This is a genomic window from Mesorhizobium sp. WSM4830 (assembly GCF_055811495.1).
Genome location: NZ_JBVVQI010000011.1, coordinates 94,956 through 120,997 on the forward strand (window position 1 = coordinate 94,956; position 26,042 = coordinate 120,997).

20 protein-coding genes and 1 tRNA gene are annotated in these 26,042 nt (G+C 63.3%); 13 read left to right on the top strand and 8 right to left on the bottom strand.

Annotation, left to right across the window (positions count from 1 at the left end):
- The gene (locus tag AC0L2Y_RS16180; protein ID WP_473557844.1) at positions 1-5,712 is read right to left on the bottom strand and encodes a HAMP domain-containing protein; all 5,712 of its coding nucleotides are present in this window, start codon (positions 5,710-5,712) and stop codon (positions 1-3) included.
- Positions 5,713-5,756: 44 nt separating this feature from the next.
- Here AC0L2Y_RS16180 and AC0L2Y_RS16185 point away from each other — a divergent pair, with 44 nt between their 5' ends.
- Positions 5,757-6,302, top strand: coding sequence for a hypothetical protein (locus tag AC0L2Y_RS16185; RefSeq protein ID WP_473557683.1), 546 nt, complete (start codon positions 5,757-5,759; stop codon positions 6,300-6,302).
- 235 nt (positions 6,303-6,537) lie between these two features.
- Here AC0L2Y_RS16185 and AC0L2Y_RS16190 read toward each other — a convergent pair.
- Together AC0L2Y_RS16190 and AC0L2Y_RS16195 are read right to left on the bottom strand one after the other, a co-directional pair.
- Positions 6,538-6,613, bottom strand: a tRNA-Ala gene (locus tag AC0L2Y_RS16190).
- A gap of 163 nt (positions 6,614-6,776) precedes the next feature.
- Positions 6,777-7,166, bottom strand: coding sequence for a TIGR02300 family protein (locus AC0L2Y_RS16195; RefSeq protein WP_023676282.1), 390 nt, complete (start codon positions 7,164-7,166; stop codon positions 6,777-6,779).
- 195 nt (positions 7,167-7,361) lie between these two features.
- Between AC0L2Y_RS16195 and aroA the strand changes: the two genes are divergently transcribed.
- From aroA to rpsA, 4 genes are all read left to right on the top strand, one after another.
- Entirely contained in the window at positions 7,362-8,720 is a 1,359-nt protein-coding gene (gene aroA / locus AC0L2Y_RS16200; protein ID WP_473557685.1) for a 3-phosphoshikimate 1-carboxyvinyltransferase, read from the top strand.
- Positions 8,720-9,046, top strand: coding sequence for a hypothetical protein (locus AC0L2Y_RS16205; RefSeq protein ID WP_473557687.1), 327 nt, complete (start codon positions 8,720-8,722; stop codon positions 9,044-9,046). The genes aroA and AC0L2Y_RS16205 overlap by 1 nt, the downstream gene beginning before the upstream one ends.
- A complete protein-coding gene (cmk, locus tag AC0L2Y_RS16210) occupies positions 9,043-9,693 on the top strand; it encodes a (d)CMP kinase (RefSeq protein WP_473557690.1) in 651 nt (216 codons plus the stop codon). The genes AC0L2Y_RS16205 and cmk overlap by 4 nt, the downstream gene beginning before the upstream one ends.
- A 204-nt stretch (positions 9,694-9,897) precedes the next feature.
- Positions 9,898-11,595, top strand: a complete 1,698-nt coding sequence (gene rpsA / locus AC0L2Y_RS16215) for a 30S ribosomal protein S1 (RefSeq protein WP_023676278.1) — start codon at positions 9,898-9,900, stop codon at positions 11,593-11,595.
- A 106-nt stretch (positions 11,596-11,701) separates the two neighbouring features.
- On the opposite strand, the gene AC0L2Y_RS16220 is transcribed toward rpsA, so the two are convergent.
- Genes AC0L2Y_RS16220 through AC0L2Y_RS16230 form a run of 3 tightly spaced genes read right to left on the bottom strand, consistent with a single transcriptional unit; the run spans position 11,702 to position 14,892 of the window.
- The gene (locus AC0L2Y_RS16220; RefSeq protein ID WP_352464463.1) at positions 11,702-12,409 is read right to left on the bottom strand and encodes an SDR family NAD(P)-dependent oxidoreductase; all 708 of its coding nucleotides are present in this window, start codon (positions 12,407-12,409) and stop codon (positions 11,702-11,704) included.
- A gap of 57 nt (positions 12,410-12,466) precedes the next feature.
- Complete coding sequence (locus AC0L2Y_RS16225) at positions 12,467-14,047, bottom strand: 5-guanidino-2-oxopentanoate decarboxylase (protein WP_473557693.1); 1,581 nt, start codon at positions 14,045-14,047, stop codon at positions 12,467-12,469.
- Positions 14,044-14,892 (bottom strand): dimethylarginine dimethylaminohydrolase family protein, encoded by an 849-nt coding sequence (locus tag AC0L2Y_RS16230; protein WP_473557846.1) that lies wholly within the window; start codon positions 14,890-14,892, stop codon positions 14,044-14,046. The genes AC0L2Y_RS16225 and AC0L2Y_RS16230 overlap by 4 nt, the downstream gene beginning before the upstream one ends.
- Before the next feature lie 217 nt (positions 14,893-15,109).
- On the opposite strand from AC0L2Y_RS16230, the gene AC0L2Y_RS16235 reads away from it, so the two are divergent.
- From AC0L2Y_RS16235 to AC0L2Y_RS16255, 5 genes are all read left to right on the top strand, one after another.
- Positions 15,110-15,919 carry an ABC transporter ATP-binding protein gene (locus AC0L2Y_RS16235; RefSeq protein WP_473557696.1) on the top strand — a complete coding sequence of 270 codons (810 nt, stop codon included), beginning with the start codon at positions 15,110-15,112 and terminating at the stop codon, positions 15,917-15,919.
- A gap of 51 nt (positions 15,920-15,970) precedes the next feature.
- The gene (locus tag AC0L2Y_RS16240; RefSeq protein WP_352492652.1) at positions 15,971-16,765 is read left to right on the top strand and encodes a transporter substrate-binding domain-containing protein; all 795 of its coding nucleotides are present in this window, start codon (positions 15,971-15,973) and stop codon (positions 16,763-16,765) included.
- A 212-nt stretch (positions 16,766-16,977) separates the two neighbouring features.
- Entirely contained in the window at positions 16,978-17,643 is a 666-nt protein-coding gene (locus AC0L2Y_RS16245) for an ABC transporter permease (protein WP_352453687.1), read from the top strand.
- A complete protein-coding gene (locus AC0L2Y_RS16250; protein ID WP_473557698.1) occupies positions 17,643-18,467 on the top strand; it encodes an ABC transporter permease in 825 nt (274 codons plus the stop codon). Before AC0L2Y_RS16245 ends, AC0L2Y_RS16250 begins: the two co-directional genes overlap by 1 nt.
- A 106-nt stretch (positions 18,468-18,573) precedes the next feature.
- Positions 18,574-19,575, top strand: a complete 1,002-nt coding sequence (locus AC0L2Y_RS16255; RefSeq protein ID WP_023676270.1) for an Ldh family oxidoreductase — start codon at positions 18,574-18,576, stop codon at positions 19,573-19,575.
- 57 nt (positions 19,576-19,632) lie between these two features.
- Here the strand turns inward: AC0L2Y_RS16255 and AC0L2Y_RS16260 are convergent, their stop codons facing one another.
- On the bottom strand, positions 19,633-20,052 hold the full coding sequence (locus AC0L2Y_RS16260) for a hypothetical protein (RefSeq protein ID WP_473557701.1): 420 nt from the start codon (positions 20,050-20,052) through the stop codon (positions 19,633-19,635).
- A gap of 95 nt (positions 20,053-20,147) precedes the next feature.
- On the opposite strand from AC0L2Y_RS16260, the gene AC0L2Y_RS16265 reads away from it, so the two are divergent.
- Positions 20,148-21,122 carry a complex I NDUFA9 subunit family protein gene (locus AC0L2Y_RS16265; protein WP_473557703.1) on the top strand — a complete coding sequence of 325 codons (975 nt, stop codon included), beginning with the start codon at positions 20,148-20,150 and terminating at the stop codon, positions 21,120-21,122.
- A 27-nt stretch (positions 21,123-21,149) separates the two neighbouring features.
- Here the strand turns inward: AC0L2Y_RS16265 and AC0L2Y_RS16270 are convergent, their stop codons facing one another.
- Positions 21,150-22,523, bottom strand: a complete 1,374-nt coding sequence (locus AC0L2Y_RS16270) for a cytochrome P450 (protein WP_473557705.1) — start codon at positions 22,521-22,523, stop codon at positions 21,150-21,152.
- A 183-nt stretch (positions 22,524-22,706) separates the two neighbouring features.
- On the opposite strand from AC0L2Y_RS16270, the gene AC0L2Y_RS16275 reads away from it, so the two are divergent.
- Complete coding sequence (locus AC0L2Y_RS16275; protein WP_473557708.1) at positions 22,707-23,276, top strand: NADPH-dependent FMN reductase; 570 nt, start codon at positions 22,707-22,709, stop codon at positions 23,274-23,276.
- Between the two features lie 58 nt (positions 23,277-23,334).
- The gene (locus tag AC0L2Y_RS16280) at positions 23,335-26,001 is read left to right on the top strand and encodes a caspase family protein (RefSeq protein WP_473557710.1); all 2,667 of its coding nucleotides are present in this window, start codon (positions 23,335-23,337) and stop codon (positions 25,999-26,001) included.
- The last annotated feature ends 41 nt before the right edge of the window (positions 26,002-26,042 follow it).

The window sequence follows — 26,042 nt, forward strand, 5'->3', positions numbered from 1 at the left end:
TCAGTTCACTGCCATGAGCGTCTTTTCCGGACCATGGACACGGGATCGCGAACGGCCGATCCAGACACGCAGCAATGCCAGCAGCAGATCGAGGTCGACAGGCTTGGCGATGTAGTCGGAGGCGCCGGCGTCGAGGCACTTCTGCCGATCGCCCTTCATTGCCTTGGCGGTGACCGAGATCAACGGGATATGGGCGATCGCCGGCATGCCGCGGATCTGCCGCATCGTCTCGTAGCCATCCATTTCCGGCATCATGATGTCTATCAGTGCGGCATCAATGTCCGGGCTCTGCTCCAGAAGCGCAATACCTTCCCGGCCGCGCTCCGCATGCAGCACCTGGATGTCATAGGTCTCGAGAACGCTGGTAAGCGAATAGATGTTGCGGATGTCGTCGTCGACGATGAGGACCTTTGCGCCGGCCAGGTCGAATTTGTCCGGCTGTTCGGCTGCCACATCATCGTTTTCGTGGCCTCGCCCGGGGAGCGTTGCGGATAGCAGGAGAGCCAGCTGCGCGAAATTCTCCGCCCGCGGAACATCCGCCAATGGCGGATGCAAGGCGAGCGACTGTTGCAGCGCTTCCGGATGCGGCGCAAAGAACAGCAGCCGCGACACCGACTGCCCGAACAGGACGGCAATCTCGTCCAGCATCTGGGCGTTGTCCTTGGCCGAGCGGCCAAAGCCGAGCACAATTGCATCATAGTTGGCGATGCCGATATCGTCCGCATTCGCCGCGACGCGGCCGATCGCGGTGACCGAGGTGACGCCGTCGCGGATCGCGTCGATCAGCGAAAGGCGGCGCTCGGGATCGGGATCGGCAATCAGGACGCGGCTCTGGACGCGGAGCTTTCTGGAGTGAATGTCCTGGAAGACCTTCATCAGTTCGTCCGACGACACGGGCTTGGTTGAAATGCTGGAGGCACCCTTGCGGGCAAGCACCTCGATGTCTTCGGCGCCCGAGATGACATGGACGGGAATGTCCTTGGTTTTCGGGTCATGGCGAAGCAGATCGAACAACACCCAGCCGTCGATATCCGACAGGCCGAGATCGAGCGTGATCGCGTCGGGAACCAGCTTGCGGGCCAAAGCCAGCGTGCCGGAGCCGGCGGTCGACAGGACGCCTTTCAGCCCGGCCGAACGCGCGAGGCCGAGCAGCAAACCGCCGAAGGTCGGGTCGTCCTCGACGATCAGCACGACCCGATCTTCCGGTGAGATCGTATCACGATCATCGAGCAATTCGGAGGATGGCGGGCTCGGCTGCGCTGTCGTCGCGGCCACCTCCATCGCCGGCAGCAACGCCGCTTGCGGGGCCAAGGCCATCCGGGGTCCGTCGAATGGAATGACCAGCGTGAACGTCGAACCCTTGCCCGGCGTGCTCTCGACCCGCAATTCGCCGCCGAGCAGCCGGGCGATCTCCCGGCTGATCGAGAGCCCAAGCCCTGTGCCGCCATATTTGCGGCTTGTGGTGCCGTCGGCCTGCTGGAAGGCTTCGAAGATCAGCTTCTGCTTGTCCTGCGGAATACCGATGCCGGTATCGGTGACCACGATCGCGAGCGCCTCCATCGGTTGCGCCGAACCGTTGTGACGGCCCGTCTTTTCGGCCCGGAAATTCAAGCGGACCTCGCCTTGCGAAGTGAATTTGAACGCGTTCGACAGCAGATTGAGGACGATCTGCTGCAACCGCTTCTCGTCGGTGCGGACGGTCTCCGGAAGCTCTGGATCGACGTTGATGGTGAAGCCAAGTCCCTTGTCGGTCGCCAGCTGCCGGAAGGTTCGCTCCATATGCTGGCGAAGATGCACCACCGGCATGTCGTTGATATCGATCGAGACGGTGCCCGATTCGATCTTCGACAGGTCGAGGATGTCGTTGATGAGGCTCAAAAGGTCGGTGCCGGCCGAATTGATGGTGCGGGCGAACTCGACCTGCTTGTCGTTGAGATTGCCCTGCTGGTTGGTTGCGAGCAGGTTTGAAAGGATGAGCAGCGAGTTCAGCGGCGTGCGCAGCTCGTGGCTCATATTGGCGAGGAATTCCGACTTGTATTTCGAGGTAAGCGCCAGCTGCTCGGCCTTCTCCTCCAGCGCCCGCCGCGCCATCTCGATTTCGAGGTTCTTGTTCTCCACCTGCTTCTTTTCGTTCTCGAGCAGCTGTGCTTTTTCCTGCAGCTCCTCATTGGTGGCGTGCAGCTCCTCCTGCTTCTTGGTCAACTCGGTCTGACGCGCCTGCAGCTCCGAGGTCAGCAGCTGTGACTGCTTGAGCAGGCCTTCGGTGCGCATGGTGGCGGCGATGGTGTTGAGAACGATACCGACGGATTCCATCAGCTGGTTGAGGAACGACTGGTGCGTGTCGCGGAATTCGCTGAACGAGGCGAGTTCGATGACGGCCTTCACCTCGTCCTCGAACAGAGCCGGAAGAATGATCACGTTCGCTGGCGCTGCATTGCCAAGGCCGGACGTGACGCGCAGGAAATTCGGCGGCACATTGTCCAGCATGATGGCGCGCTTGTCGGCGGCACTCTGCCCGACAAGGCCTTCGCGCAGATCGAGGCGTTGCTTGATCTCCGCCTTGCTTTCGGCGCCATAGGAGGCGGCGAGTTCCAGATAGAATTCATCCTCGTCGCGGTTGGTCACGTAGAACACGCCATATTGCGCATTCACCAGCGGGGCGAGTTCGGACATGATCAGACGCGAAACCGTGGCCAGGTCGCGCTCGCCCTGCAGCATGCGCGAGAAGCGGGCGAGATTGGTCTTCAGCCAGTCCTGCTCGGCATTCTTCAGCGTCTGGTCCTTCAGATTGCGGATCATCTCGTTGATGTTGTCTTTCAGCGCCGCGACCTCACCGGAGGCCTGGACGCTGATCGAGCGGGTCAGATCGCCCTTGGTCACCGCCGTCGACACTTCGGCGATGGCGCGCACCTGGGTGGTCAGGTTGGCGGCGAGCTGATTGACATTGTCGGTCAGGTCGCGCCAAAGGCCGGCAGCGCCGGGCACCCGGGCCTGGCCGCCGAGCTTGCCTTCGATGCCCACTTCGCGGGCGACGTTGGTCACCTGGTCGGCGAAGGTCGCCAGCGTCTCGATCATGCCATTGATGGTGTCGGCGAGCGAGGCGATCTCGCCCTTGGCATCGACCGTCAGCTTGCGCTTGAGATTGCCTTGCGCGACCGCGGTCACGACCTCGGCGATGCCGCGCACCTGGTTGGTCAGGTTCGTCGCCATCAGGTTGACGTTGTCGGTCAGGTCCTTCCAGGTGCCGGCAACGCCCTCGACCCGCGCCTGGCCGCCGAGCTTGCCCTCGGTGCCGACCTCGCGGGCGACACGCGTCACTTCGCCGGCAAAGGAGTTCAGCTGGTCGACCATGGTGTTGATCGTCGATTTCAGCTCCAGGATCTCGCCCTTGACGTCGACGGTGATCTTCTTCGACAGGTCGCCGCGCGCCACAGCCGTCGTCACTTCGGCGATGTTGCGGACCTGGCCAGTCAGGTTCTCGGCCATCGAATTCACATTGTCGGTCAGATCCTTCCAGGTGCCGGCAACGCCGCGCACCTGCGCCTGGCCGCCGAGCTTGCCTTCGGTACCGACCTCGCGGGCCACACGCGTCACCTCCGAGGCAAAGGAATTCAGCTGGTCGACCATCGTGTTGATGGTGTCCTTGAGCTCGAGGATCTCGCCGCGAACATCGACGGTGATCTTCTTCGACAGGTCGCCCAGCGCCACCGCCGTGGTCACCTCGGCGATGTTGCGCACCTGACCGGTCAGGTTGGCAGCCATGGCGTTGACGTTGTCGGTCAGGTCCTTCCAGGTGCCGGCAACGCCGCGCACCTGTGCCTGGCCGCCGAGCTTGCCGTCCGAACCGACCTCGCGCGCCACGCGCGTCACCTCGGAGGCGAAGGAATTCAGCTGGTCGACCATCGTGTTGATGACGTCCTTGATCTGCAGGATCTCGCCCAATGCATCGACCGTGATCTTCTGGGTCAGGTCGCCGGTCGCAATTGCCGTCGCCACTTTGGAGACGTCGCGCAATTGCACGGTCAGATTGCCGGCCATGGCGTTGACGTTGTCGGTCAGGTCCTTCCAGGTGCCGCCGACGCCCTCGACATGCGCCTGGCCGCCGAGCTTGCCTTCCGACCCCACTTCGCGCGCCACACGCGTCACTTCCGAGGCGAAGGAGTTGAGCTGGTCGACCATCGTGTTGACGGTGTCCTTGAGCTCAAGGATTTCGCCCTTGACGTCGACGGTGATCTTCTTCGACAGGTCGCCGCGGGCAACGGCGGTCGTCACCTCGGCGATGTTGCGGACCTGGCCGGTCAGGTTGGCGGCCATCAGATTGACGTTATCGGTCAGGTCTTTCCAGGTGCCGCCGACCCCCTTCACCTCGGCTTGGCCGCCGAGCTTGCCCTCGGTGCCGACCTCGCGCGCCACGCGCGTCACTTCGGACGCGAAGGAGTTCAATTGATCGACCATCGTGTTGATGGTGTCCTTGAGCTCGAGGATTTCGCCTTGCACCGCGACAGTGATCTTCTTCGACAAGTCGCCCGAAGCGACGGCGGTCGTCACCTCGGCGATGTTGCGGACCTGGCCGGTCAGGTTCTCGGCCATCGAATTGACGTTGTCGGTCAAGTCCTTCCAGGTGCCGGCAACGCCGCGCACCTGAGCCTGGCCGCCGAGCTTGCCCTCGGTGCCGACTTCGCGGGCGACGCGCGTCACTTCGCCGGCAAATGAGTTCAGCTGGTCGACCATGGTGTTGATGGTCGATTTCAGCTCGAGGATCTCGCCCTTGACGTCGACCGTGATTTTTTTCGACAGGTCGCCAAGCGCCACAGCCGTGGTCACCTCGGCGATATTGCGCACCTGGCCGGTCAGGTTTTCGGCCATCAGGTTGACGTTGTCGGTCAGGTCCTTCCAGGTGCCGCCGACACCTTCGACGCGCGCCTGACCGCCGAGCTTGCCTTCTGTACCGACCTCGCGCGCAACGCGTGTCACTTCCGAGGCAAATGAATTGAGCTGGTCGACCATCGTGTTGATGGTATTCTTGAGCTCGAGGATTTCGCCCTTTACGTCGACGGTGATCTTCTTCGACAGGTCGCCGGAAGCGACGGCGGTCGTCACCTCGGCGATGTTGCGCACCTGCCCGGTCAGGTTCGTCGCCATGGCGTTGACGTTGTCGGTCAGGTCCTTCCAGGTCCCGGCCACACCTTTCACGCGGGCCTGGCCGCCGAGCTTGCCTTCGGTGCCGACCTCGCGCGCCACGCGCGTCACTTCCGAGGCGAAGGAGGCCAGTTGCCCGACCATGGTGTTGACGATCTTGCCGATGCGCAGGAATTCGCCGCGCAACTGCCGGCCGTCGATTTCGACCATCATCGTCTGCGACAGGTCGCCCTTGGCGACCGCGCCGATGACGCGCGCCACTTCGGCCGTCGGCTGAACCATGTCCTCAATCAGATCGTTGACGGAACGGACGCTCGATTCCCAGCTGCCGGTGGCGTTGCGGACACGGCCGCGCTCGCCGATCCGGCCATCCTTGCCGACGACCTTGCTGAGGCGTTCGAACTCGCGCGTGACCTGATCGTTGAGTTCTACGATTTCGTTGAAGGTATCGGCGATCTCGGAATCGAGGCCGGCGTAGACATTGTCGATGCGAACAGAGAAATCACCGCTCCGAAAAGCCTTCAGCGCGTTCAGTATTTGACGGTGATCCAATTGCCTTGTGGATGCAAGCACGCTCACAGCGCCCCTCCCAGCTCACGGATTTCCTGAATGTCCTGGTGAAACTGTCCCCTGCGGCCGACACAACTCCCCGCAAGCGCAACAACGCGGCATGCTCGATTTGGTTCCAGACGAAATTGCCGCTATGCGGTCGGAATTTCGTGGCCGAATTCATGAAACGACGAGCAACAAAGATCCATTGTGATTGTATCGATCAATATTTCTGCCCAACGGAACATCTCGAAAAAACTCTCGTTGGTATAGATCGCGATAGAGCGATGCAACTCGATGGAGACACTAAGATGATGAAAATTCTCTCTGCATCCATACTTGCTATCGGCCTGGCCACATCTGCCATGGCACAATCGATGGGCTCCGGGACCAGTGGCACCGATGGCAATACCGGCGTCAACACAGGCACTTCCGGCGGCAACACCGGGACCGGCAGCGCAACTACCCCGAACACGATCGATCCGAACGCAACGAACGCCACGCCGCAGACAAACGGTATGGAGGACCGCTGCAAGGATACGGCGGGCAGCGATACCGACAACAACACCCCCAGCGGCGCTATGACGTCGGACATGCAGAACTGCAACAAGTAACGGAGTTTTGCTCAGCCGTCATTTTCAGCCCGCTGCCTGGTCCAGACCCGGTGCTCGCGGTTCAAACTGCAGCCGGAAAAATGCACTGACCGGGCGCGGGCTCACTCACTTTTGAATGAAGCCGCGAGCCCAAGCCGGGCGGCCAATCATACTTGTTTATGTCTCAGCTAGGTTCCGCGATAGGCGGCGGCCAGCCCGGGACGGGCGGCCGTTCTGCGATTTTCGCGGCGAGAACTGGTGGAGCCAATCGGAATCGAACCGACGACCTCTTGAATGCCATTCAAGCGCTCTCCCAACTGAGCTATGGCCCCACTCCGGCAGTTCACCGGCGCCGTTTCCGGCGAAGAGATCCGGCGCGGGTTCTAGACCGCGCCGCTAGTGAAGGCGGCTTCTAACCCCGCCTTCAGTCAATATCAAGTCTTCAATAACCGCTTTTTCTAGGCAGAGCGGCGATTGCCGGCGAATGCGGTTCGCTCAGACTTCGTCGTCGTCCTCGCCGACGCCGATCATGTCGGCAACGTCGTCGTCTTCTTCCTCCTCGTCGGCGAGGAACGTGTCATCCTCGTCATCGCCAAGGTCGACGTCGTCCTCGTCGTCGCCGAGATCGGGAAGCTCATCGGCCTTCGCGTCCTCGTCCGCCTCTTCGAGCGAAACGACCTCGACGCCCTCTTCCTCTTCGGCGTCCACTTCCTTCTCGGCAACTTCCTCTTCCTCCTCGAGGGCGGCGATCTTGCCTTCCTCGAAATAGGAGCGCGGATAGCTCTTGCCCGTATAAGGCGAGACGATCGGGTCCTTGTTCAAGTCATAGAATTTTCGACCGGTCTCCGGGTCGATACGTTTGGTGCCAAGTTCGGGTTTTGCCACAGCAAGCCTCGTCGATGAAAGTTTGGTCCCCTTAACCAGAGTTTACGGCGCTGTCAAAGCGAAAAGCCGGCGTCCCAAAAAGCTTGAATTCGAAGGCCTTCGTACCAAGGGGATGACCATTTCGGTCCGCCATGATAGGAGACCGCGCAAACCAGACGAAAATGGCCGGCCGCCGGCGTTTCCCAGGAAAGAACCATGTCGCACACTGCCGCCCCGAAGCAGGCCACCGCCCGCAAATCATCTGGCCTTTCAGGCGCGGCACGGGTGCCGGGCGACAAGTCGATCTCGCACCGCTCGTTCATGTTCGGTGGCCTGGCCTCCGGCGAAACCCGCATCACCGGACTGCTGGAAGGCGAGGACGTAATGCGTACGGGCGCTGCCATGAAGGCCATGGGCGCTCATATCGAGAAGCATGGCGCTGAGTGGGTGATCCGCGGTACCGGCAACGGCGCGCTGCTGCAGCCGGAAGGCCCGCTCGATTTCGGCAATGCCGGCACGGGCTCACGCCTCACCATGGGCCTGGTCGGTACCTATGACATGGAAACCACCTTCATCGGCGACGCCTCGCTGTCCGGCCGGCCGATGGGCCGCGTGCTCGAACCACTGCGCCAGATGGGGGTGCAGGTGCTGAGGGCGACGCCCGGCGACCGCATGCCGATCACGCTGCACGGGCCCAAGCACGCCGCGCCGATCACCTACCGCGTGCCGATGGCCTCGGCGCAGGTGAAGTCGGCGGTGCTGCTCGCCGGGCTGAACACGCCTGGCGTCACCACCGTGATCGAGCCTGTCATGACGCGCGACCACACCGAAAAGATGCTGAAGGGATTCGGCGCCAATCTGTCGGTCGAGACCGACGAACGCGGCGTGCGCCACATCTTCATCGAGGGCCAGGGCAAGCTCACGGGACAGACGATCGCGGTGCCGGGCGACCCCTCGTCGGCCGGCTTCCCGCTGGTGGCGGCGCTGATCGTGCCGGGTTCGGACATTGCCATCGAAAACGTGCTGATGAATCCTACCCGCACCGGCCTCTTGTTGACGCTGCAGGAAATGGGCGCCCGGATCGAGATACTCGACCGCCGTAATGAAGGCGGCGAGGACGTCGCCGACCTGCGCGTGCGTTATTCCGAGCTGAAGGGCGTCACCGTACCGCCCGAACGGGCGCCGACCATGATCGACGAATATCCGGTGCTTGCCGTGGCGGCCAGCTTCGCCGAGGGCGAGACGCTGATGCTTGGGCTGGAAGAGCTGCGGGTGAAGGAATCCGACCGGCTGTCGGTAGTGGCCGAAGGGCTGAAGCTCAACGGCGTGGACTGCAGCGAAGGCGAGGCCTCGCTTGTGGTGCGTGGAAAGCCGGGCGGCAAGGGCCTCGGCCAGCATCCCAACGGACAGGGCACCATCGTCCAGACCCATCTCGACCACCGCATCGCCATGAGCTTCCTGGTGATGGGGCTGGCGACGGAAAAGCCGGTAACCATCGACGATCAGGCGATGATCGCAACGAGCTTTCCGGAATTCATGGGGCTGATGAAGGGGCTGGGCGCGGAGATCGATTGATGCTGCGAGACTTGCTGGCTGTAGCGGGATATCTAGGAGCTGCGCTGGTCCCGTATCTGATCGAACGCCTCGTTTTCAAAGAGCGATTTGGTATTTTCGCTCTTCTTTTCTGGCTTCTGGCCCTTCAATTTATGACCATCTACCTGTCATTTTATGCAGCCCGGTTTCTCGGAAATAGCGACTGGGTCTTCCTTGCCGGTCTTTTCAACGCGTTTGGAGCAATGGCCTTCATGACAATCGGCGTAATACCTTTCATTGCGTTGCCGTTATCGGTTTTGATCGCCTTGGCGGTACTGACGTCCCGTCTGTTCAGTCAAACTAGATGACCTCAACCTTCACCATCGCCATTGACGGACCTGCCGGTGCTGGCAAAGGCACTCTGGCCCGGCGGCTGGCCGATCACTACCGGCTGAACCTGCTCGACACCGGCCTTACCTATCGCGCGGTGGCGCATGCGCTGCTCCGGCTCGGCCTGCCGCTCGACAATGTCTCGGCCGCTGAAACGGCGGCTCACCAGGTCGATCTGGCAAAGCTCGACCGCGCCGTGCTTTCGGCACACGCGGTCGGCGAGGCGGCCTCGAAAGTCGCTGTGTTCCCAACCGTGCGGCGCATCCTGGTCGAAAAGCAGCGCGCCTTCGCAAAAACCCCACCGGGTGCGGTGCTCGACGGCCGCGACATTGGCACTGTCGTCTGTCCCGATGCCGACGTAAAGCTCTATGTCACGGCCACTGCCGAGGTGCGGGCAAAGCGGCGGCTGGACGAAATCGAGAGCATCGGCGGCACTGCCAATTTCGATGAAATCCTTGCCGATATCGTGCGCCGCGACGAGCGCGACATGGGCCGCATGGACTCGCCCTTGAAGCCGGCCGCCGATGCGCACTTGCTCGACACGTCGGAAATGGCTATAGAGGCCGCGTTTCTGGCGGCTCAGGCGATCATCGACGACGTCCTGGCCAAGAGAAACGAAGCCTGAGTCGGGTTTTCCTGCCGCCGCCGATTGCCGGCGACAAAAGAATTCCCATCTTGGGCGTGAACCAGCCTGCCAGCATTCTTCCTGCGCCGGAATTGCCGCTCAAGGGCGGCCAAGGGCTTTTTGCCCGGAACGCCGGCAGGCCAACGCAACGCTAACCCACGGCGCCCGCCCCGCGACAGATTGCGGGGCATTCCAGGAGAAACTATGTCAGTTGCAAACCCCACTCGCGATGATTTCGCGAGCCTGCTCGAAGAATCATTTTCCGCCGGCCATTCCGGCGAAGGCCAGGTCGTCAAGGGCATCATCACCGCCATTGAGAAGGACATGGCCATCATCGACGTCGGCCTCAAGGTCGAAGGCCGCGTGCCGCTGAAGGAATTCGGCGTCAAGGGCAAGGACACGACGCTCAAGGTCGGCGACACGGTCGAGGTCTATGTCGAGCGTATCGAGAACGCGCTTGGCGAAGCCATGCTGTCGCGTGAAAAGGCCCGCCGCGAAGAGAGCTGGGTCCGTCTGGAAGAGAAGTTCACCAAGGGCGAACGCGTCGAAGGCGTCATCTTCAACCAGGTCAAGGGCGGCTTCACCGTCGACCTCGACGGTGCCGTGGCTTTCCTGCCGCGCAGCCAAGTCGATATCCGCCCGATCCGCGACGTCTCGCCGCTGATGCACAACCCGCAGCCTTTCGAGATCCTCAAGATGGATCGCCGCCGCGGCAACATCGTGGTGTCGCGCCGCACCGTGCTCGAGGAAAGCCGCGCCGAACAGCGTTCGGAAATCGTGCAGAACCTCGAAGAAGGCCAGGTGGTCGAAGGCGTCGTCAAGAACATCACCGACTATGGTGCGTTTGTCGACCTCGGCGGCATCGACGGCCTGCTGCACGTCACCGACATGGCATGGCGCCGCGTCAACCATCCGACCGAAATCCTCAATATCGGCCAGACGGTCAAGGTGCAGATCATCCGCATCAACCAGGAAACCCACCGCATCTCGCTCGGCATGAAGCAGCTCGAGAGCGATCCGTGGTCCGAGATCGGCACCAAGTTCCCGATCGGCAAGAAGATCAAGGGTACCGTCACCAACATCACCGACTACGGCGCATTCGTCGAGCTGGAGCCGGGTATCGAAGGCCTCATCCACGTTTCGGAAATGTCGTGGACCAAGAAGAACGTGCATCCTGGCAAGATTCTGTCGACAACGCAGGAAGTCGACGTCGTGGTGCTCGAAGTCGATCCGGCCAAGCGCCGTATCTCGCTCGGCCTCAAGCAGACGCTGGAGAACCCGTGGGAGGCCTTCGCGCGCAGCCATCCGGTCGGCAGCCAGGTTGAGGGCGAGGTCAAGAACAAGACCGAGTTCGGCCTGTTCATCGGCCTCGAAGGCGACGTCGACGGCATGGTCCACCTTTCCGACCTCGACTGGACCCGTCCGGGCGAGCAGGTGATCGAAGAGTACAATCGCGGCGACATGGTCAAGGCGCAGGTGCTCGACGTCGACATCGACAAGGAGCGCATCTCGCTCGGCATCAAGCAGCTGGCCAAGGACACGGTCGGCGAAGCCGCGACGTCAGGCGAACTGCGCAAGAACGCAGTCGTCACCTGCGAGGTTATCGGCGTGAAGGATGGCGGTCTGGAAGTGCGGCTGGTCGACAGCGGCATCGAGACCTTCATCAAGCGCTCCGACCTCAGCCGCGACCGCGACGAGCAGCGCCCCGAGCGCTTCACCGTCGGCCAGAAAGTCGACGCCCGCGTCATCGCCTTCGACAAGAAGACCCGCAAGCTGCAGGTCTCGATCAAGGCGCTGGAAATCGCCGAAGAGAAGGAAGCGGTCGCCCAGTACGGCTCAACCGATTCCGGCGCTTCGCTGGGCGATATTTTGGGTGCCGCGCTGAAGAAGCAGGGCAGCTAAGCCAACACCGCGCCTCGCGCGGGTTATAAACGAAACAAAAAGCCCCGCCGGAACGATCCCGGCGGGGCTTTTGCTTGTGACCTTTTGCTGGTGACGAACCGCAGGCTCAGGCCCGGCCGTAGAGTGGCACCAGCGTGCCGCTGATGGCCATGTTGGCCGGCGAGGCAAGGTAGGCAATGGCCTCGGCCGCCGCTTCAAGGCTGACCCATCTGCTGAAATCTGCGTTCGGCATGTCAGCCCGGTTGGCCGGCGTGTCGAGCGTCGAGGGCGCCACGGCGTTGACCAGGATGCCGTTGCCCTTCAGCTCTTCGGCCATCGCCACGGTCATCGCGGCGACCGCCGCCTTGGCGGCAGCGTAGGCCACCTTGCCGGAGCCGCGCCGCGGATCGAGCCCGGCTCGCGCGGTGACATTGACGATGCGGCCCGGCACGGAAGATTCCAGCATCGAGCGTATCGCCGCGCGGCAGCACAGGAAGGTGGTGCGGGCGTTGGTGTCCATCATCTCGGCGAAGGAGGCGGGCTCGATCTTCTCGACCGGCGCGGCGGTGAACCCGCCGGCAAGATGCACCGATGCCCATAAATCCGGAACGCTGGCATAGAAGGCGTCGACCTTGGCAGGGTCGGCGAGGTCGACATTATGAGCCAGCCTGACGCGGTCATGCGCCGGGAAGGGGAAATGCGCAGGCGCGGCAGCGTGGGCATTGGGCACATGGCAGATGGCGCCCTGCTCCAGCAGTTTTCCTACGACCGCGCCGCCAAGGGCACCGGTGCCGCCGGTCACCACGATATGTCTGCCGTCCAGTGTTTCCGTCATATTCGACCGCTCCGTCATTGCGCGCCGCCGATGCGGAAGGTCGCGCCTTTCGCGCGATCACTCAACCGAAATCTCGATGACGTAAGGTCGTCCAGTCGCCCGCGCGCGCCCAAGCGCGTCCGCCAAGCCGCCGGCGCCGGAAATCCGCTCGGCGGCAATGCCATAGGCTTCGGCCAATTTGCAGAAATCCGGCGGTGCCGGCGAGACGCCGACCGGCTCGACGCCGACATCGAGCATCGAGGTTTCGATCTCGCGGTAGCCACGATTGTTCCAGACTGTGAAGATCACCGGCGCCACCGCGTCGAGCGCGGCGCCCAGTTCCGGCAGGGTGAACTGGAAGCCGCCGTCGCCGGTGAGGCAAACGACCGGCGCCTCAGGCCTGGCAAGGACGGCACCGATCGCTGCCGGCGGGCCGTAGCCGAGCGCGCCGAAGCCGGTGGCGGCGTTGAACCAGCCGCCCGGCCGGTCGTGATCGTAGTAGAGGTTGGCGGCGTAGACCGGCTGGGTCGAATCGCCGACGATGATCGCGCCAGGCAGTGCATCACGGATCGTCTCGACGGCGCGCAATTGCGCCTGCATAGCCGGGCCAATCTCGGCAAAGGCCGCTTGCCGCGTCGCGGCGGCGCGAGCGGCGCCGTCGCCCGATTGCGCCTGGCCCGTGCCGAGTTCTGCATGCAGCGCTTCGAGCGCTGCACCGCAATCGGCCTGGATTGAAATCCGCGCAGGCCGGCGGGCAAGCTGGTCGGCGTCAATGTCGATGCGGATCAGATTGACGGGCAGGACAAAACCGCCGTCGCCATAGCCGTCATAGTCGGTCGGACCGAATTCGGTGCCGGCTGCGATCACCAGGTCGGCATCGGCGATCAGCGCACGCACCGCCTTCAGGCCGGGGCTGGCCGGCACGCCAAGTGGATGACGATAGAGCAGGCCGCGCGCATTGGCGGTCTGGACCACCGGCGCTCCCAGCCTCTCGGCCACCCGCTGCAACGGCGCTTCGGCGGATTTGGCGCCGCCACCGGCGAGGATAAGCGGCCGGCTGGCAGACGCGCACAGCCTTGCCGCCTCTGCAATCGCCGCCACATCCGGCCCGGGCGGCGCTGAATTCCGCAGCAGCGGCACGATGCCGTTGGCCGGCATGGTCATGACATCGGTCGGGATCTCGATATGCACCGGACCCGGACGCGAGGATGAAAACAGCGCAAAGGCGCGGGCGAGCACGCCGGGCAGTTCGTCGGCCTCGGTGACACGGTGCGAAAACAGCGCCACCTTCTCCATCATGCCGCGCTGGTCCGGTAGTTCATGCAGATGGCCAAGGCCTTTGCCCAGCGTCGGTGTGGCGTTGACGCCCGAGATTACCAGCATCGGCACCGAATCGGCGCGGGCCTGGCCCATGGCGGTGATGGTGTTGGTCAGCCCCGGCCCGGTGATGACGAAGGCGATACCCGGCCTGCCGCTGGCGCGCGCATAGCCGTCAGCCATGAAGCCGGCGCCCTGCTCGTGGCGCGGCGTGACGTGACGGATCTTCGATCGCGCAAGCCCGCGATAGAGCTCGACCGTGTGTACGCCGGGAATGCCGAAGACGATGTCGACGCCGTGCGCTTCGAGCAAGGTGATGAGCGCTTCACCGATGGTCGTCATTGTCTTAGCACCGGGCGTGTGAGGCAGGTCGGGCCGCCCTCGCAGGCAATGCACAGCGCATCGGCCTCGAATGTCGAGACCGTACAGCCAGCGGCCTGCATGGCAGCCGCCGTCTTCGGAAAACCGGCAACGGCGATAACCTGGCGCGGCGCGGTCGGCAGCACGTTCAGGCTGAGCCCATTCGAGGCGAAGAATTCGTCGGCATCGCCCTCGACCAGCCGAATGCCGCGTTCGCGCAGCATCTGATGGAAGGCGACCGGCAGGAGCGGCGCATAGACCAGCGCCAGATCGTCGGCGAGCGGGCTGATCACCGACATCAGGTGCAGGCAGGCCTCCTCGCCTTGCCAGAGCGGCAGGTCGAAGCCGTAGACCTGGATGCCCTTGGGTGAAAGCAGGTTGGAGAGCTGCTGGATGCCGTGCTGATTGGTGCGCACGCCGCGGCCGACGGCCAGCGTGTTTGCATCCACCCACACGCAGTCGCCGCCCTCGACCTGGCCGGGAGCATCGATACGGCCGAGGACGGGGATGCCCATGCGCCCGTAGGCTGCTTCGTGCAGACCTGGCTCAGGCCGGCGCAGCGCCTTGCCCATGGCGAGGATGACCGCGCCATGGTCTGTCATCAGCGAGGGATCGTGGGTGAAAACGGAATCGGCAAGTCCGTCATCGGCGTCGCTCAGCCATTCGATTTCGGCGCCTGAGACAGAAATCAGCCTGGCCAGCGCTTCGTGCTGGGCAGCCGCTTTTTGCGGATCGAAGCCGGGGCCATAGTGCCAATCCAGTGCTTCGGCCCGACGCATGGCGCTGGCGGCGGAGCGCATCAGCACGCGCTGCAGCGTCCCGGCCATCGACTGCGACCCGTATGCTTTGTCCACTAAATTCTCCTGAAACGCGCCTCTCCTGCCAATAGCCACTCGGCAGGCGGTGATCAATGGTCCAAAAACTGCGGTTGACGGAGGCAAGCGGAACGGTCCATCTTGAGAATCGGAACGCTGTCCAGTGACGGGTAATGGGTAAAAAATTCCAGCAAGGACTGCCTCGGCTGCTCCGCGGGGCGCCGCGACGATGACAGCGCCGGCCACCGCCCTGAAGCATATGGCGCAGAACGGCGCTGCCGAAGCCATCCACGTCGAGAACCTGCACAAGAATTTCGGCAAGCTGCATGTATTGAAGGGCGTTTCGCTGTCGGCGCGCGATGGCGAGGTGATCGCCATCATCGGCGGCAGCGGCTCGGGTAAGTCGACGCTGCTGCGCTGCATCAACTGCCTGGAGAACCCGACCAGCGGCATCATCCGGGTCAATGGCGAAGAGATAAAGCTGAAGGCCGACAGCTACGGCCACACCGTGCCCGCCGACCGCAAGCAGATCGAACGCATCCGCTCCAAGCTCGGCATGGTCTTCCAGAACTTCAATCTGTGGAGCCACATGACGTTGATCGAGAACGTCATCGAGGTTCCCGTGCATGTGCTCGGCGTCAAGCGCGATGTGGCGATCGGCGAGGCGGAAAAATTGCTCGCCCGCGTCGGCCTGGCCGAAAAACGTGACGTCTATCCCGCCTATCTGTCGGGCGGCCAACAGCAGCGCGCCGCGATTGCCAGGGCGCTGGCCATCAATCCGCGCGTCATGCTGTTCGATGAGCCGACCTCGGCGCTCGACCCGGAGCTGGTCGGCGAGGTGCTGAAGGTGATCGGCGACCTGGCGCGCGAAGGCCGCACCATGGTGCTGGTCACCCATGAGATGAAGTTTGCCCGCGAGGTCGCGACGCATGTCGTCTACCTCCATAACGGGCTGGTCGAGGAAGAGGGGCCGCCGGAACAGATCTTCGGCGCGCCAAAATCCGAAAGGCTGAAGCAGTTCATCCGCAACATCAGTTAAACCGTGGGCGGACGAAAACCGGGAACAACAACAAAACTGGGAGTCATGACGATGAAGATTATTCTCAAGACCGTTGCCGCAGCGCTGCTGCTTGGCGTTGCCGCCATGGGCGTGGCCAAGGCCGATCCGGTCAAGATCGGTGTCGCTGCCGAGCCCTATCCGCCGTTCACCTCGCCGGATGCGTCCGGCAAATGGGTCGGTTGGGAAATCGAATTCATCGACGCTGTCTGCGCCGAGGAGAAGCTCGACTGCGTCATCACGCCGGTCGCCTGGGACGGCATCATCCCGGCGTTGACGACCAAGAAGATCGACGTCATCGCCAGCTCGATGTCGATCACCGACGAACGCAAGAAGACGATCGACTTCTCCGACAAATATTACAACACCCCGACCGCGATCATCGGGCCGAAGGACCAGAAGTTCGGCTCTACACCGGAGGACCTCAAGGGCAAGATCATCGGTGTCCAGGTCTCGACCGTACACGCCGACTACGCCAAGAAGCACTTCGCCGACGCGGCGGAAATCAAGGAATACCAGACCCAGGACGAGGCCAACCAGGATCTCGCCGCCGGCCGGGTCGACGCGGTGCAGGCCGATTCCATCGCCCTCGACGCCTTCCTGAAATCGGACCAGGGCAAGCAATGCTGCGATCTAAAAGGCATGGTCGCGCCGGATCTGGCCATTCTCGGGCCCGGCGTCGGCGCCGGCGTCCGCAAGGAAGACACCGAGTTGAAGGAAAAGATCAACGCCGGCATCAAGGCCATCCGCGCCAACGGCAAATATGACGAGATTTCGAAGAAGTACTTCGACTTTGATATTTACGGCTCCGACACGCAGTCGAACTGACGGCCTCATCCATGAGCGATTAACCACGCGGCCGCGATAGAGCCGCGTGGTTGGTCGAAATCCATCGACGCGAGCTTCCGCGGGCGGAAATCGCCGGCGGTTTTAGCGCCAGCAATTCGAGGGCGACGCTGATCGACGCATTTGTTCCGGCTTGGGCCGCCTCTGCCATCGCGCTTCTCTCGCCCGTGCCGCCGGGCTGGGGTGGAACGCTCATCGTCGGGCTGCTCCATACGATCGAGATCGCGGTCGGCGCCACCTGTCTGGGCCTTTTGATCGGCATCGGCGGCGCCTCCGGCAAGCTGTATGGTGGTCCGGTGGTGCGCGATCTCCTGGCAGTCTATACGACAGTCGTGCGCGCCGTGCCGGAGCTGGTGCTGATCCTTCTGCTCTATTACGCCGGCACCGACCTGATCAATCAGATGCTGACGGCAATGGGCTATCAGCGCATGGACATTAGCGGGCTGGCGGCCGGCATTGCCGTGCTCGGCTTCGTCCAGGGCGCCTATTCGACCGAGGTGATCCGCGGGGCGATCCTCGCCATTCCGCAGGGCCAGATCGAAGCCGCGCGCGCCTATGGCATGTCTCCCGGCCTGCTGCTGCGGCGCATCACACTGCCGGCGATGCTGCCGTTCGCCATACCCGGCCTTGCCAATCTCTGGCTGATCGCCACTAAGGACACCGCCCTGCTGGCGGTCGTCGGCTTTTTCGAGCTGACATTGGCGACACGGCAGGCGGCAGGCGTAACCAAAGCCTATCTGACATTCTTTGTCGCCGCCGGCGCGATCTACCTTCTGTTGACGCTGGTTTCGAATCTGATCATCGGCCGCATCGAGAGCTGGGCCCGCCGCGGCATGCCCTCGCTCAAGGAGGCCCGGTGATGGCTGACCCGGCGATGACTGGCGAAGCAGCGGCCGTCGAGATAGCCGCACGCGCTTCGCTGTGGCTGAAGCCGCATCGTATCGTGCTGATCCTGATCGCGCTGGGACTGGTTTTGGCGGCGGCTGTCTTCATGCGCTGGGACTGGCTGCCTAAATATTACGGGCTAGGACTGCTCGGCATCTGGCGCGCGCTGTGGATTCTTGCCGTCACCTGCACGCTGGGCTTCCTGCTCGCCGTGCCGCTCGGGCTGGCGCAGGCTGCCGGCTCGTTCTGGTTCGCAGCACCCGCCAAGGTCTTCTGCACCGTCATCAGAGGGACGCCGCTGCTGCTGCAACTCTGGTTGCTCTATTACGGGCTGGGCTCGCTGTTTCCACAATATCCATGGATTCGCGAGTCCTGGATGTGGCCCTATCTGAGGCAGGCATGGCCCTATGGCGTCCTCGGGCTGACGCTGTCCTTCGCCGGTTATGAGGGCGAGGTGATGCGAGGCGCTTTTGCCGGCGTGCCGAAAGGCCAATTGGAAGCCGCCCGCGCCTTCGGCATGAGCCGCTGGAAGATTTTCCAGCGAATCTGGCTACCGCAGGCCTTCTATCGCGCGCTGCCGACACTGACCGGCGAAACCGTGCTGCAGCTGAAATCGACGCCGCTGGTGGCGACCATCAGCGTGATCGATATATTCGCCGTCTCTTCAAAGGTGCGTCAGGATACCTACCTCACCTATGAACCCTTGCTGCTCCTCGCGTTGATCTATATGGCGATCACCGGCATCCTCGTCTTCACGCTAGGCAAGATCGAGGCGCGGATTCCGAACAAGATTGGTTAGGTGAAATGGTGAATAGTCAGTAGTGAGTAGCCCGTAATGGTACCGGCTAAGTCCCATTCATCACTATTCACCATCACCATTCCCTCGGATATCCATGGCAATCACAATGCAACTCAGTCTCGACCAGGCAACCGGGCTGTGCCGGATGGCCGCACTTGGCGCTGGCGCCAATGAAGAGGCGGCGCAGTCGCTGGCTGCCTCGATCGTCGCGGCCGAGGCGGAAGGACTGTCGACCGTTGGGCTGTCGCACTTCATCGATTATCTCGAAGCGCTGGAAGCCGGCCGCATCGACGGCAACGCCGATCCGGTGATCACCAGGCCGGCGCTCGCGGTCTATCTCTCCGATGCGCGCGGCGGACTGGCGCATACCGGTTTCGACCGCACGATCGATGACCTCGCCAAGGCGGCGCGGCTGTTCGGCGTCGCGATTTTTTCGCAGAAGAATGCCTATACGTGCGGCGCGCTCGGCTATTTCACCGGACGGCTGGCCGCGCAGGGATTGGTGTCGTTCGCCGCCACCAACGGCCCGGCCGTGCTTGCCGGCTCGGGCTCGGTCAAGCCGGTCTACTGCACCAATCCGATGTCCTTTGCGGCACCCGCCGCGGACGGGGCGGCGCTGGTCATCGACCAATCGTCGAGCGCCACCGCCTTCGTCAACATCCGCAAGGCGGCCGAGGATGGCAAGAAGATACCCGAAGGCTGGGCACTGGATGCGAGCGGTAATCCGACCACGGACCCGGCAGCTGCAATGAAGGGCGCCATGCTTGCCTTCGGCGGCCAGCGCGGCGCCAACATCGCGCTGATGGTCGAGGTGCTGGCTGCGGGCCTGTCGGGCGCCAACTGGTCGCTCGATGCGCCGTGGTTCAGCGGCGGGCCGGACAGTCCGGGGACCGGCCTGTTCGTGCTTGCCGTCGAGCCCAAGCTGCTCGATCCGGACTTCGAAAAGCGGATGAAGGATCAGCTCGACCGGCTGCGGCGGCGCTATGGCGTGCATGTGCCGGGGCGTGCCCGGGCCGAGGCCGCGGAGAAGGCGGCGGCGCGCGGCATAAGCGCGCCGAAAGCCGTCGTGCAGCGCATTTCCGAATTCGCCGCCCGCTATTCGTCCTGAAGAAATTCGTTTATCCGATGAGCGGCTGACGAGGCCGGCCGATCCGGCAGCGCGAGCCTACTTCCCGCAATAATGATCGTTGATGACATTCGCCGCATTCGCGTCCGGTCCTACCCTGTTGTAGGAGCAGGGTTCGGCGGCCGTCGTGAACAGGTGGTTGTCATAGTAGCGCGGGCCACCGAACAGAATGTCGATGATGTCGCCGTTGGCCGGAACGTAGCGCTCGGGTTGAGCTTGGTGGTGATGCCGGTTTGCCGCGAATGCCGAGGCACCAATGCTGCAGCCTGTTGCGAAAGCCAGAGCGAAGAGCGCAACGCGTTTTGTCGTCATCGGCAATATCCTCCATTCGGAATCAAACCATACATCTAAAACCGCCGACCGAACAAAGGTTCCTGTTCCTAATGGCGTTACCCTAAAGCCGGGCGTCGGCGGGTTTTCTGCCGTTTCGAACGGATACCGGAAATCATGCTTCAACAATGCCGGGCGACCTATGCTCACCCTTTGCCTTTGGCGCGAAACCGACTATGAAACGGCTTCAACCAAGCCATCTGGATAGCCCGCCGGAGCCAGCCATGACCGAAATCCTGCAGACCCCAAAGCTCGTCGTCGTGTTCGGCGGCTCCGGCTTTGTCGGTCGTCATGTCGTGCGGGCGCTGGCCAAGCGCGGCTACCGCATCCGGGTCGCCTGCCGCCGGCCCGATCTCGCCGGTCATTTGCAACCGCTTGGCAATGTCGGGCAGATCCAGCCGGTGCAGGCCAATGTCCGGGTGCGCTGGTCGGTCGACCGCGCCGTGCAAGGCGCCGACCATGTCGTCAATCTGGTGGCAATCGCGCATGAGGCCGGCCGGCAGAAATTTACTGCTGTCCACGAGTTCGGCGCGCGCGCTGTCGCCGAAGCGGCGCGCGCCGTCGGCGCCGGCCTTACCCATATCTCGGCTCTGGGAGCGGATCTCCACGCGCAATCGGACTATGCGCGTACCAAGGCGCTCGGCGAAAAGGCCGTTCTGGAGACGGTCCAAGACGCCGTGATCTTGCGGCCATCGATCAATTTCGGGCCGGAGGACGGTTTCTTCAACCGCTTTGCCAACATGGCCCGCTTTTCCCCAGTGCTGCCGCTGATCGGCGGCGGGCAGACGAAATTCCAGCCGGTCTATGTCGGCGACGTCGCCGAGGCGGTGGCGCATTCGGTCGACGGCAAGGTCCAGGGCGGCCGGATCTATGAACTCGGTGGGCCGCAAGTGCTTACCTTCAAGGAATGCATGCAAGAGCTGCTTGTCATCATCGAACGCAAGCGGTTTTTGCTGCCCGTGCCATGGTGGCTGGCGAACCTCCAGGCATCAATTCTCGGGCTGCTGCCCAATCCGTTGTTGACCAAGGACCAGGTCCTGCTGTTGCGCCAGCACAATGTCGTGTCGGAAGCCGCCGTCAAAGACAACAGGACGCTCGCCGGCCTCGGGATCCAGCCGCGGTCGATCGGAACCATCCTGCCCAGCTATCTCTGGCGCTACCGCGCCGCCGGCCAGTTCCAACGCAAGTCCGCCGCATAATACCGGCGCGAACGGACGTCCGGTTGCCTACGCCGCGCGCCTGGTAACCTGCATCGGCAGCCCGCCTTGCGGCTGCGTCGTCAGCTTCTGCACCGGCCAGGGGCGGGTTTGCGCGGTGGTATCGAAACGATAGCGCGACAGCATGATCGCCAACGCTATGATTGCCTCCTGCATGGCGAAGCTGGCGCCGATGCAGACACGAGGCCCGGCGCCGAACGGCAAATACTGGAAACGGTCGATCTTTTCGCGATTCCCCGGATGAAAGCGTTCCGGCATGAAAGCGTCGGGCCGGTCCCACAATTTCCGATGGCGGTGGACGACCCACGGCATCACCAGCACTGCGGCACGTCGCGGTATGTAGAGGCCGTTCCAGGTTTCGGGCTCGATCGGTTCGCGGTTGATCGACGGCGCCGGCGGATAGAGCCTGAGCGCCTCTTCGAAGGCGGCGCGGGTGAGCGGCATGGCGTCGAGCCACTTCGTCGGATCGGACTCACGCGCCAGCACCGCATTGATCTCGTGCTCGATCTTTTCGCGCTCCCACGGCGCTTCGGCAAGGCAGTAGAGCGTCCAGCCGAGCGCCCTGGCCGTAGTCTCGTGGCCGGCGCCGATAAAGGTGATGATGTTGTCCTCGACCTCGGCCCGGGTCAGCCCGCCCGGTCCCTCCGCTTTCAACAGCAGCGTGAGAAAATCCTGCGGCACCGTGTCCGGATCACGCTTCAACCGCGCCTCGCGCATTTGCACCGTGTCGGTAACGATCTTGCGGAAGTAGGCCATGGTCTTGCGGCCGCGGATGCGGGTCAGACGCGGCAGCCAATCGGGTGCCCGCAAAAGGTCTAGTGGATCGACCCGACCCATGGTCTCGAACAGGCGGTCGATCTCCTTGGCAAAGCTGCCCGGCTCGCCTGAAATCTCACCGGAAAACAGCGTCTCGGCCAGGATGTCAAAGGTAAGCAGCGTCATGTCGTGAGCGATATCGAACGTGCCGCCGCCCTCGTAGCGCGTGACGAACTCCCGCGTGCGCCTCAGCATCGGCTCGGCAAAACCGAAGATATGGCGCGGCGTGAACACCGGCGCCATCGCCTTGCGTGAACGCCTCCACACCTCGCCCTCGGCGGTCAGCAAGCCGTCGCGCAGGATCGGCCGCAGGATCAGCTGGCGAACCGTCGCCATCTTGTAGTTCTTGGCGTTATCGACCAGCACGTGGCGGATGAGACCGGGGTCGTTGGCGATGACCAGCGGCCCGCCGATGCCGGTCACCGAAATCCAGGGCTCGTTGTAGGTCGGCTCGCCCCACAGTTCGAGCGGATTGCGATAGACGATGCGGATCATCTCCAGCGTCGAGGGCGGCGCGGTGCGCGGCTTCGGCGCCGGCGGGACGAAGGGGACGGGCTGACTGTCCATGACTTGCTCCGCTGACACCTCAATGTAGTGGCGGGCAAGGCAGGCGTCCATGTGAGCGGACGACAAGGTGATGCATCCGCTCTCTGGAATGTGACCCGGGCACCGGAAAGTGCCTGCTTGCTGTGTCCGGCTGCGTGTCTTAGGTGGCAGCACCACAGATGTCAGAACCGGCGGGAGCCTGTCTTGAAGCACCAGTTGAACGTCATCATCGGCAGCACGCGGCCGGGCCGCGCCGGACCAGTTTTCGCAAAGTGGCTGGAGAGCTTTGCGCGCGAGCATGGCAAATTCGAGCCGGTGCTCACTGACATCGCCGCATTCAACCTGCCGGTGCTGGACGAGCCGCATCATCCGAGACTCGGCAAATACGAAAACAGCCACACGAAAGCCTGGTCGAAAGCAATCGACGCCGCCGACGCATTCGTCTTCGTGGCGCCGGAGTACAATTATTTCACCGCTCCCGCGATCGTCAACGCGGTCGACTACCTGCTCAGGGAATGGCGATACAAGCCGGCCGCCATCCTCAGCTACGGCGGTGTCTCCGGCGGCCTGCGAGCGGCGCAGGCGGTCAAACCGTTGCTGACCGCCGTCGGTGTCATGCCGATTCCGGAAGGCGTGGCGCTGCCGACGTACCAGAAGCTGCTCGACGAGACCGGCGCCTTCCTGCCCAGCGAGCAGGTGCTCGGCGGGGCCAGGACCATGCTGGACGAGCTGTTCCGCTGGAGCGAAGCGCTGAGGCCGATGCGCGCCACCTAACAACGCGAACGGCCGAGCTGGCCGATGCCATAACTTGCTCATGCCATAAAGAGATGGAATGCTCCGGCAAATGACCGGGCCGGGGCGGTTCGATTTGCGTTTTCTGTTTGCCTTGCTGCTGATCCTCTCGACGGCCTCCGCTGCAATGGCGGAGCGGCGCGCTGCGCTGGTCATCGCCGAGAACGACTACCGGCTGATCCGGCCGCTCGCCAATCCCGTCAATGACGGCGAGATCATGGAAACGGTGCTGAGGAAGCTCGGTTTCGAGGTCTTCCTCGAAACCAACCGCGACCTGCGGCGCATGCGCCGGGCGCTCGACGATTTCCGCGAGGATGCCAAAGGCGCCGACGTGGCACTGGTGTTCTTCTCCGGCCACGGCGTCGAAATAGCCGGCGAGAACCGGCTCCTGCCGGTCGATGCAGACGCGTCGTCGCTCGCTACGCTGGAAAGGACCAGCCTGCCGCTGGAGGAGATCCGCGCGGCCGTCGCCGCCACCAGCAAGGTCGGACTGATCGTGCTCGATGCCTGCCGCAGCGATCCATTCGCGGCTACGGGCGGCGAAGGCCGCGGCGCAACGGCGCTGGTAAAAGAGGTCAGCGACAAGGTCCGGCCGGGTCTTGGCCGCATCGGGCGGGCAGAAAACATCCTGTTTGCCTTCTCGGCGGCGCCCGGCGAGACCGCCGCGGATGGGACGGGCCAGAATTCGCCGTTTACCGCGGCGCTGACGAAATACCTCGGCACCGAAGGTCTCGAGATCCGCTCCGTGCTGACGCTCGTGCAGCAGGAGGTCTACGACCTCTCGCGCGGCAGGCAATTGCCCTATGTCGAGAGCGGCCTGCCGCAGCTGTTCTTTGCCGCCTCGGCCAAGGAGAAATTGCCGGAACGCGAACGCTTGTTGCTGGCCATGGCCGAGGTGACGCCTCTGATGCGCGGCGAGGTGGAGAAGATCGCCAGCGACGCCGACATGCCGTTGGCACCGCTCTATGGCGCGTTGATCAGTTCCGATGCCGGCCACCTCTCTGCGGACAGTCTGAACGCCAGGCTGCGTGAGGCAGCCGACGCCTTCGTCAAGGTGCGGAGCGAAATGCAGACGCTTGGATCCGACGATCTCAGAGTGTCGGCGTTGCGCCGGCAAGCCGAAGAGCAGCTTTCGCTGGGAGCGTTCGATGCGGCGCGCAAAAAGCTCGCCGAGGCAGCCGAGATCGACAGTGTCTCTCGCAACGCTTTGAGGGCCAATTTCGTCAGCCGCACGCTCTCCGAGGCCGCAACGCGCTATTTGTCCGGCGGGGCGGCGCGCGCCGACCTCGACTACGCCACAGCCATCAAGGACTATGAGTCCGTGCTCGCGCTTTATGGCGAAGCCGGACAGGTGGTGCTGTCGCTCGACGACGCCGACCGCTTGATCCGCACGCTGGACGAGCTCGGCAAGCTCTATACCACGGTCGGCAATATCGATGCGGCTGGCCGTGCCTTCGAGGCGCTGCAAGCCGATCTCGAGCGGCGGTCGCATCATGAAACCGATCCCAGCGTGAAGCGCGACTTCGCCGTCAGCCACATCAAGCTCGGCAATGTGCGGATGGCCCAAGGCAATCTGCCGACAGCGCTGCAAAACTATGAGACGGCCAAAACCATTCTGCAGGGCCTGACCGAGGCAGAACCGGATAATCTGGACTGGTTCGGCGACCTCGCCATGGCCGACGACAAGATCGGCAACGTATTGGCGACGCAAGGCGATCTGGCCGGCGCCGCAGAGGTCTACCAGGAAAGCCTGTCGATCAAGAAGCAGCTCGCCGCCGGAGAGCCCGACCGTGCCGAACCGCAGCGCGACCTGACCATCACCTACGATGAGATCGGTCACCTTGCCCATATCGCAGGTCAACTGGACAACGCACAGGCGGCCTATGAAGAGAGCCTGAAGGTGCGGCTGGCGCTGGCCGCGGACAAACCGGGGGACGCCGACCGGCAGCGTGACGTCTCGGTCAGCCACGATACGATAGGCGACCTGCTGCGCGAACGCGGCGACGCTGCCGGGGCGCTAGCTGCCTACAAGGAGGGCCTGGCGATCGTCAAGCAACTGGCGAAACGCGATCCGGACGACACCGAGCTGAAACGCGACCTGTCGGTCGGCAATGCCAAGATCGGCAACGCGCTGAGCGACCGGCAGAATTGGCAGGCGGCACTTTCGGCTTATCGTGAGGCACTTTCGCAGGCCAGCGCGCTCGCCGCCGGCGACCCGAACAACACCGAATGGCAGCGCGACCTGTCCGTATGCATCGAGAAAGTCGCCGGCGTCCTGGCTATACAGGGCGACCACAAAGGCTCGCTGAAAGCCTATCTGGACAGCTACGCGATCGCGCAGCGGCTGGCGAAGCTCGATCCCGCCAATTCCGACTGGCAGCGGGACTTGTCGATAACGCTGTCCGAGATCGCCACGCTGCGCCTCAGGCAGCGCGACGTCAGGGGGGCGCGGCAAGCCCTTCAGGACAGCCTGGCCATTCGTGAGAAACTTGCCCGGTCCGATCCGGACAACGCCACCTGGCAGCGCGACCTGGTGGTCGCCTATATCGACTACGCCCAAGTCGCAAAGGACCCGAAGGCCGTGCTTTCCAAGGCGCTCGACATGACGCTCGAGCTCGACCGGACCGGTCGGCTGGCGCCGCGATACAAGTTCATGGTCAAGTTCCTGCGTGAGCGGCTGGCCAGGATCGAAGCCAAGCGCCAGTAGCCGGCCGACGCGACGATCATTCCGTTCGGAAATGCCTGCAA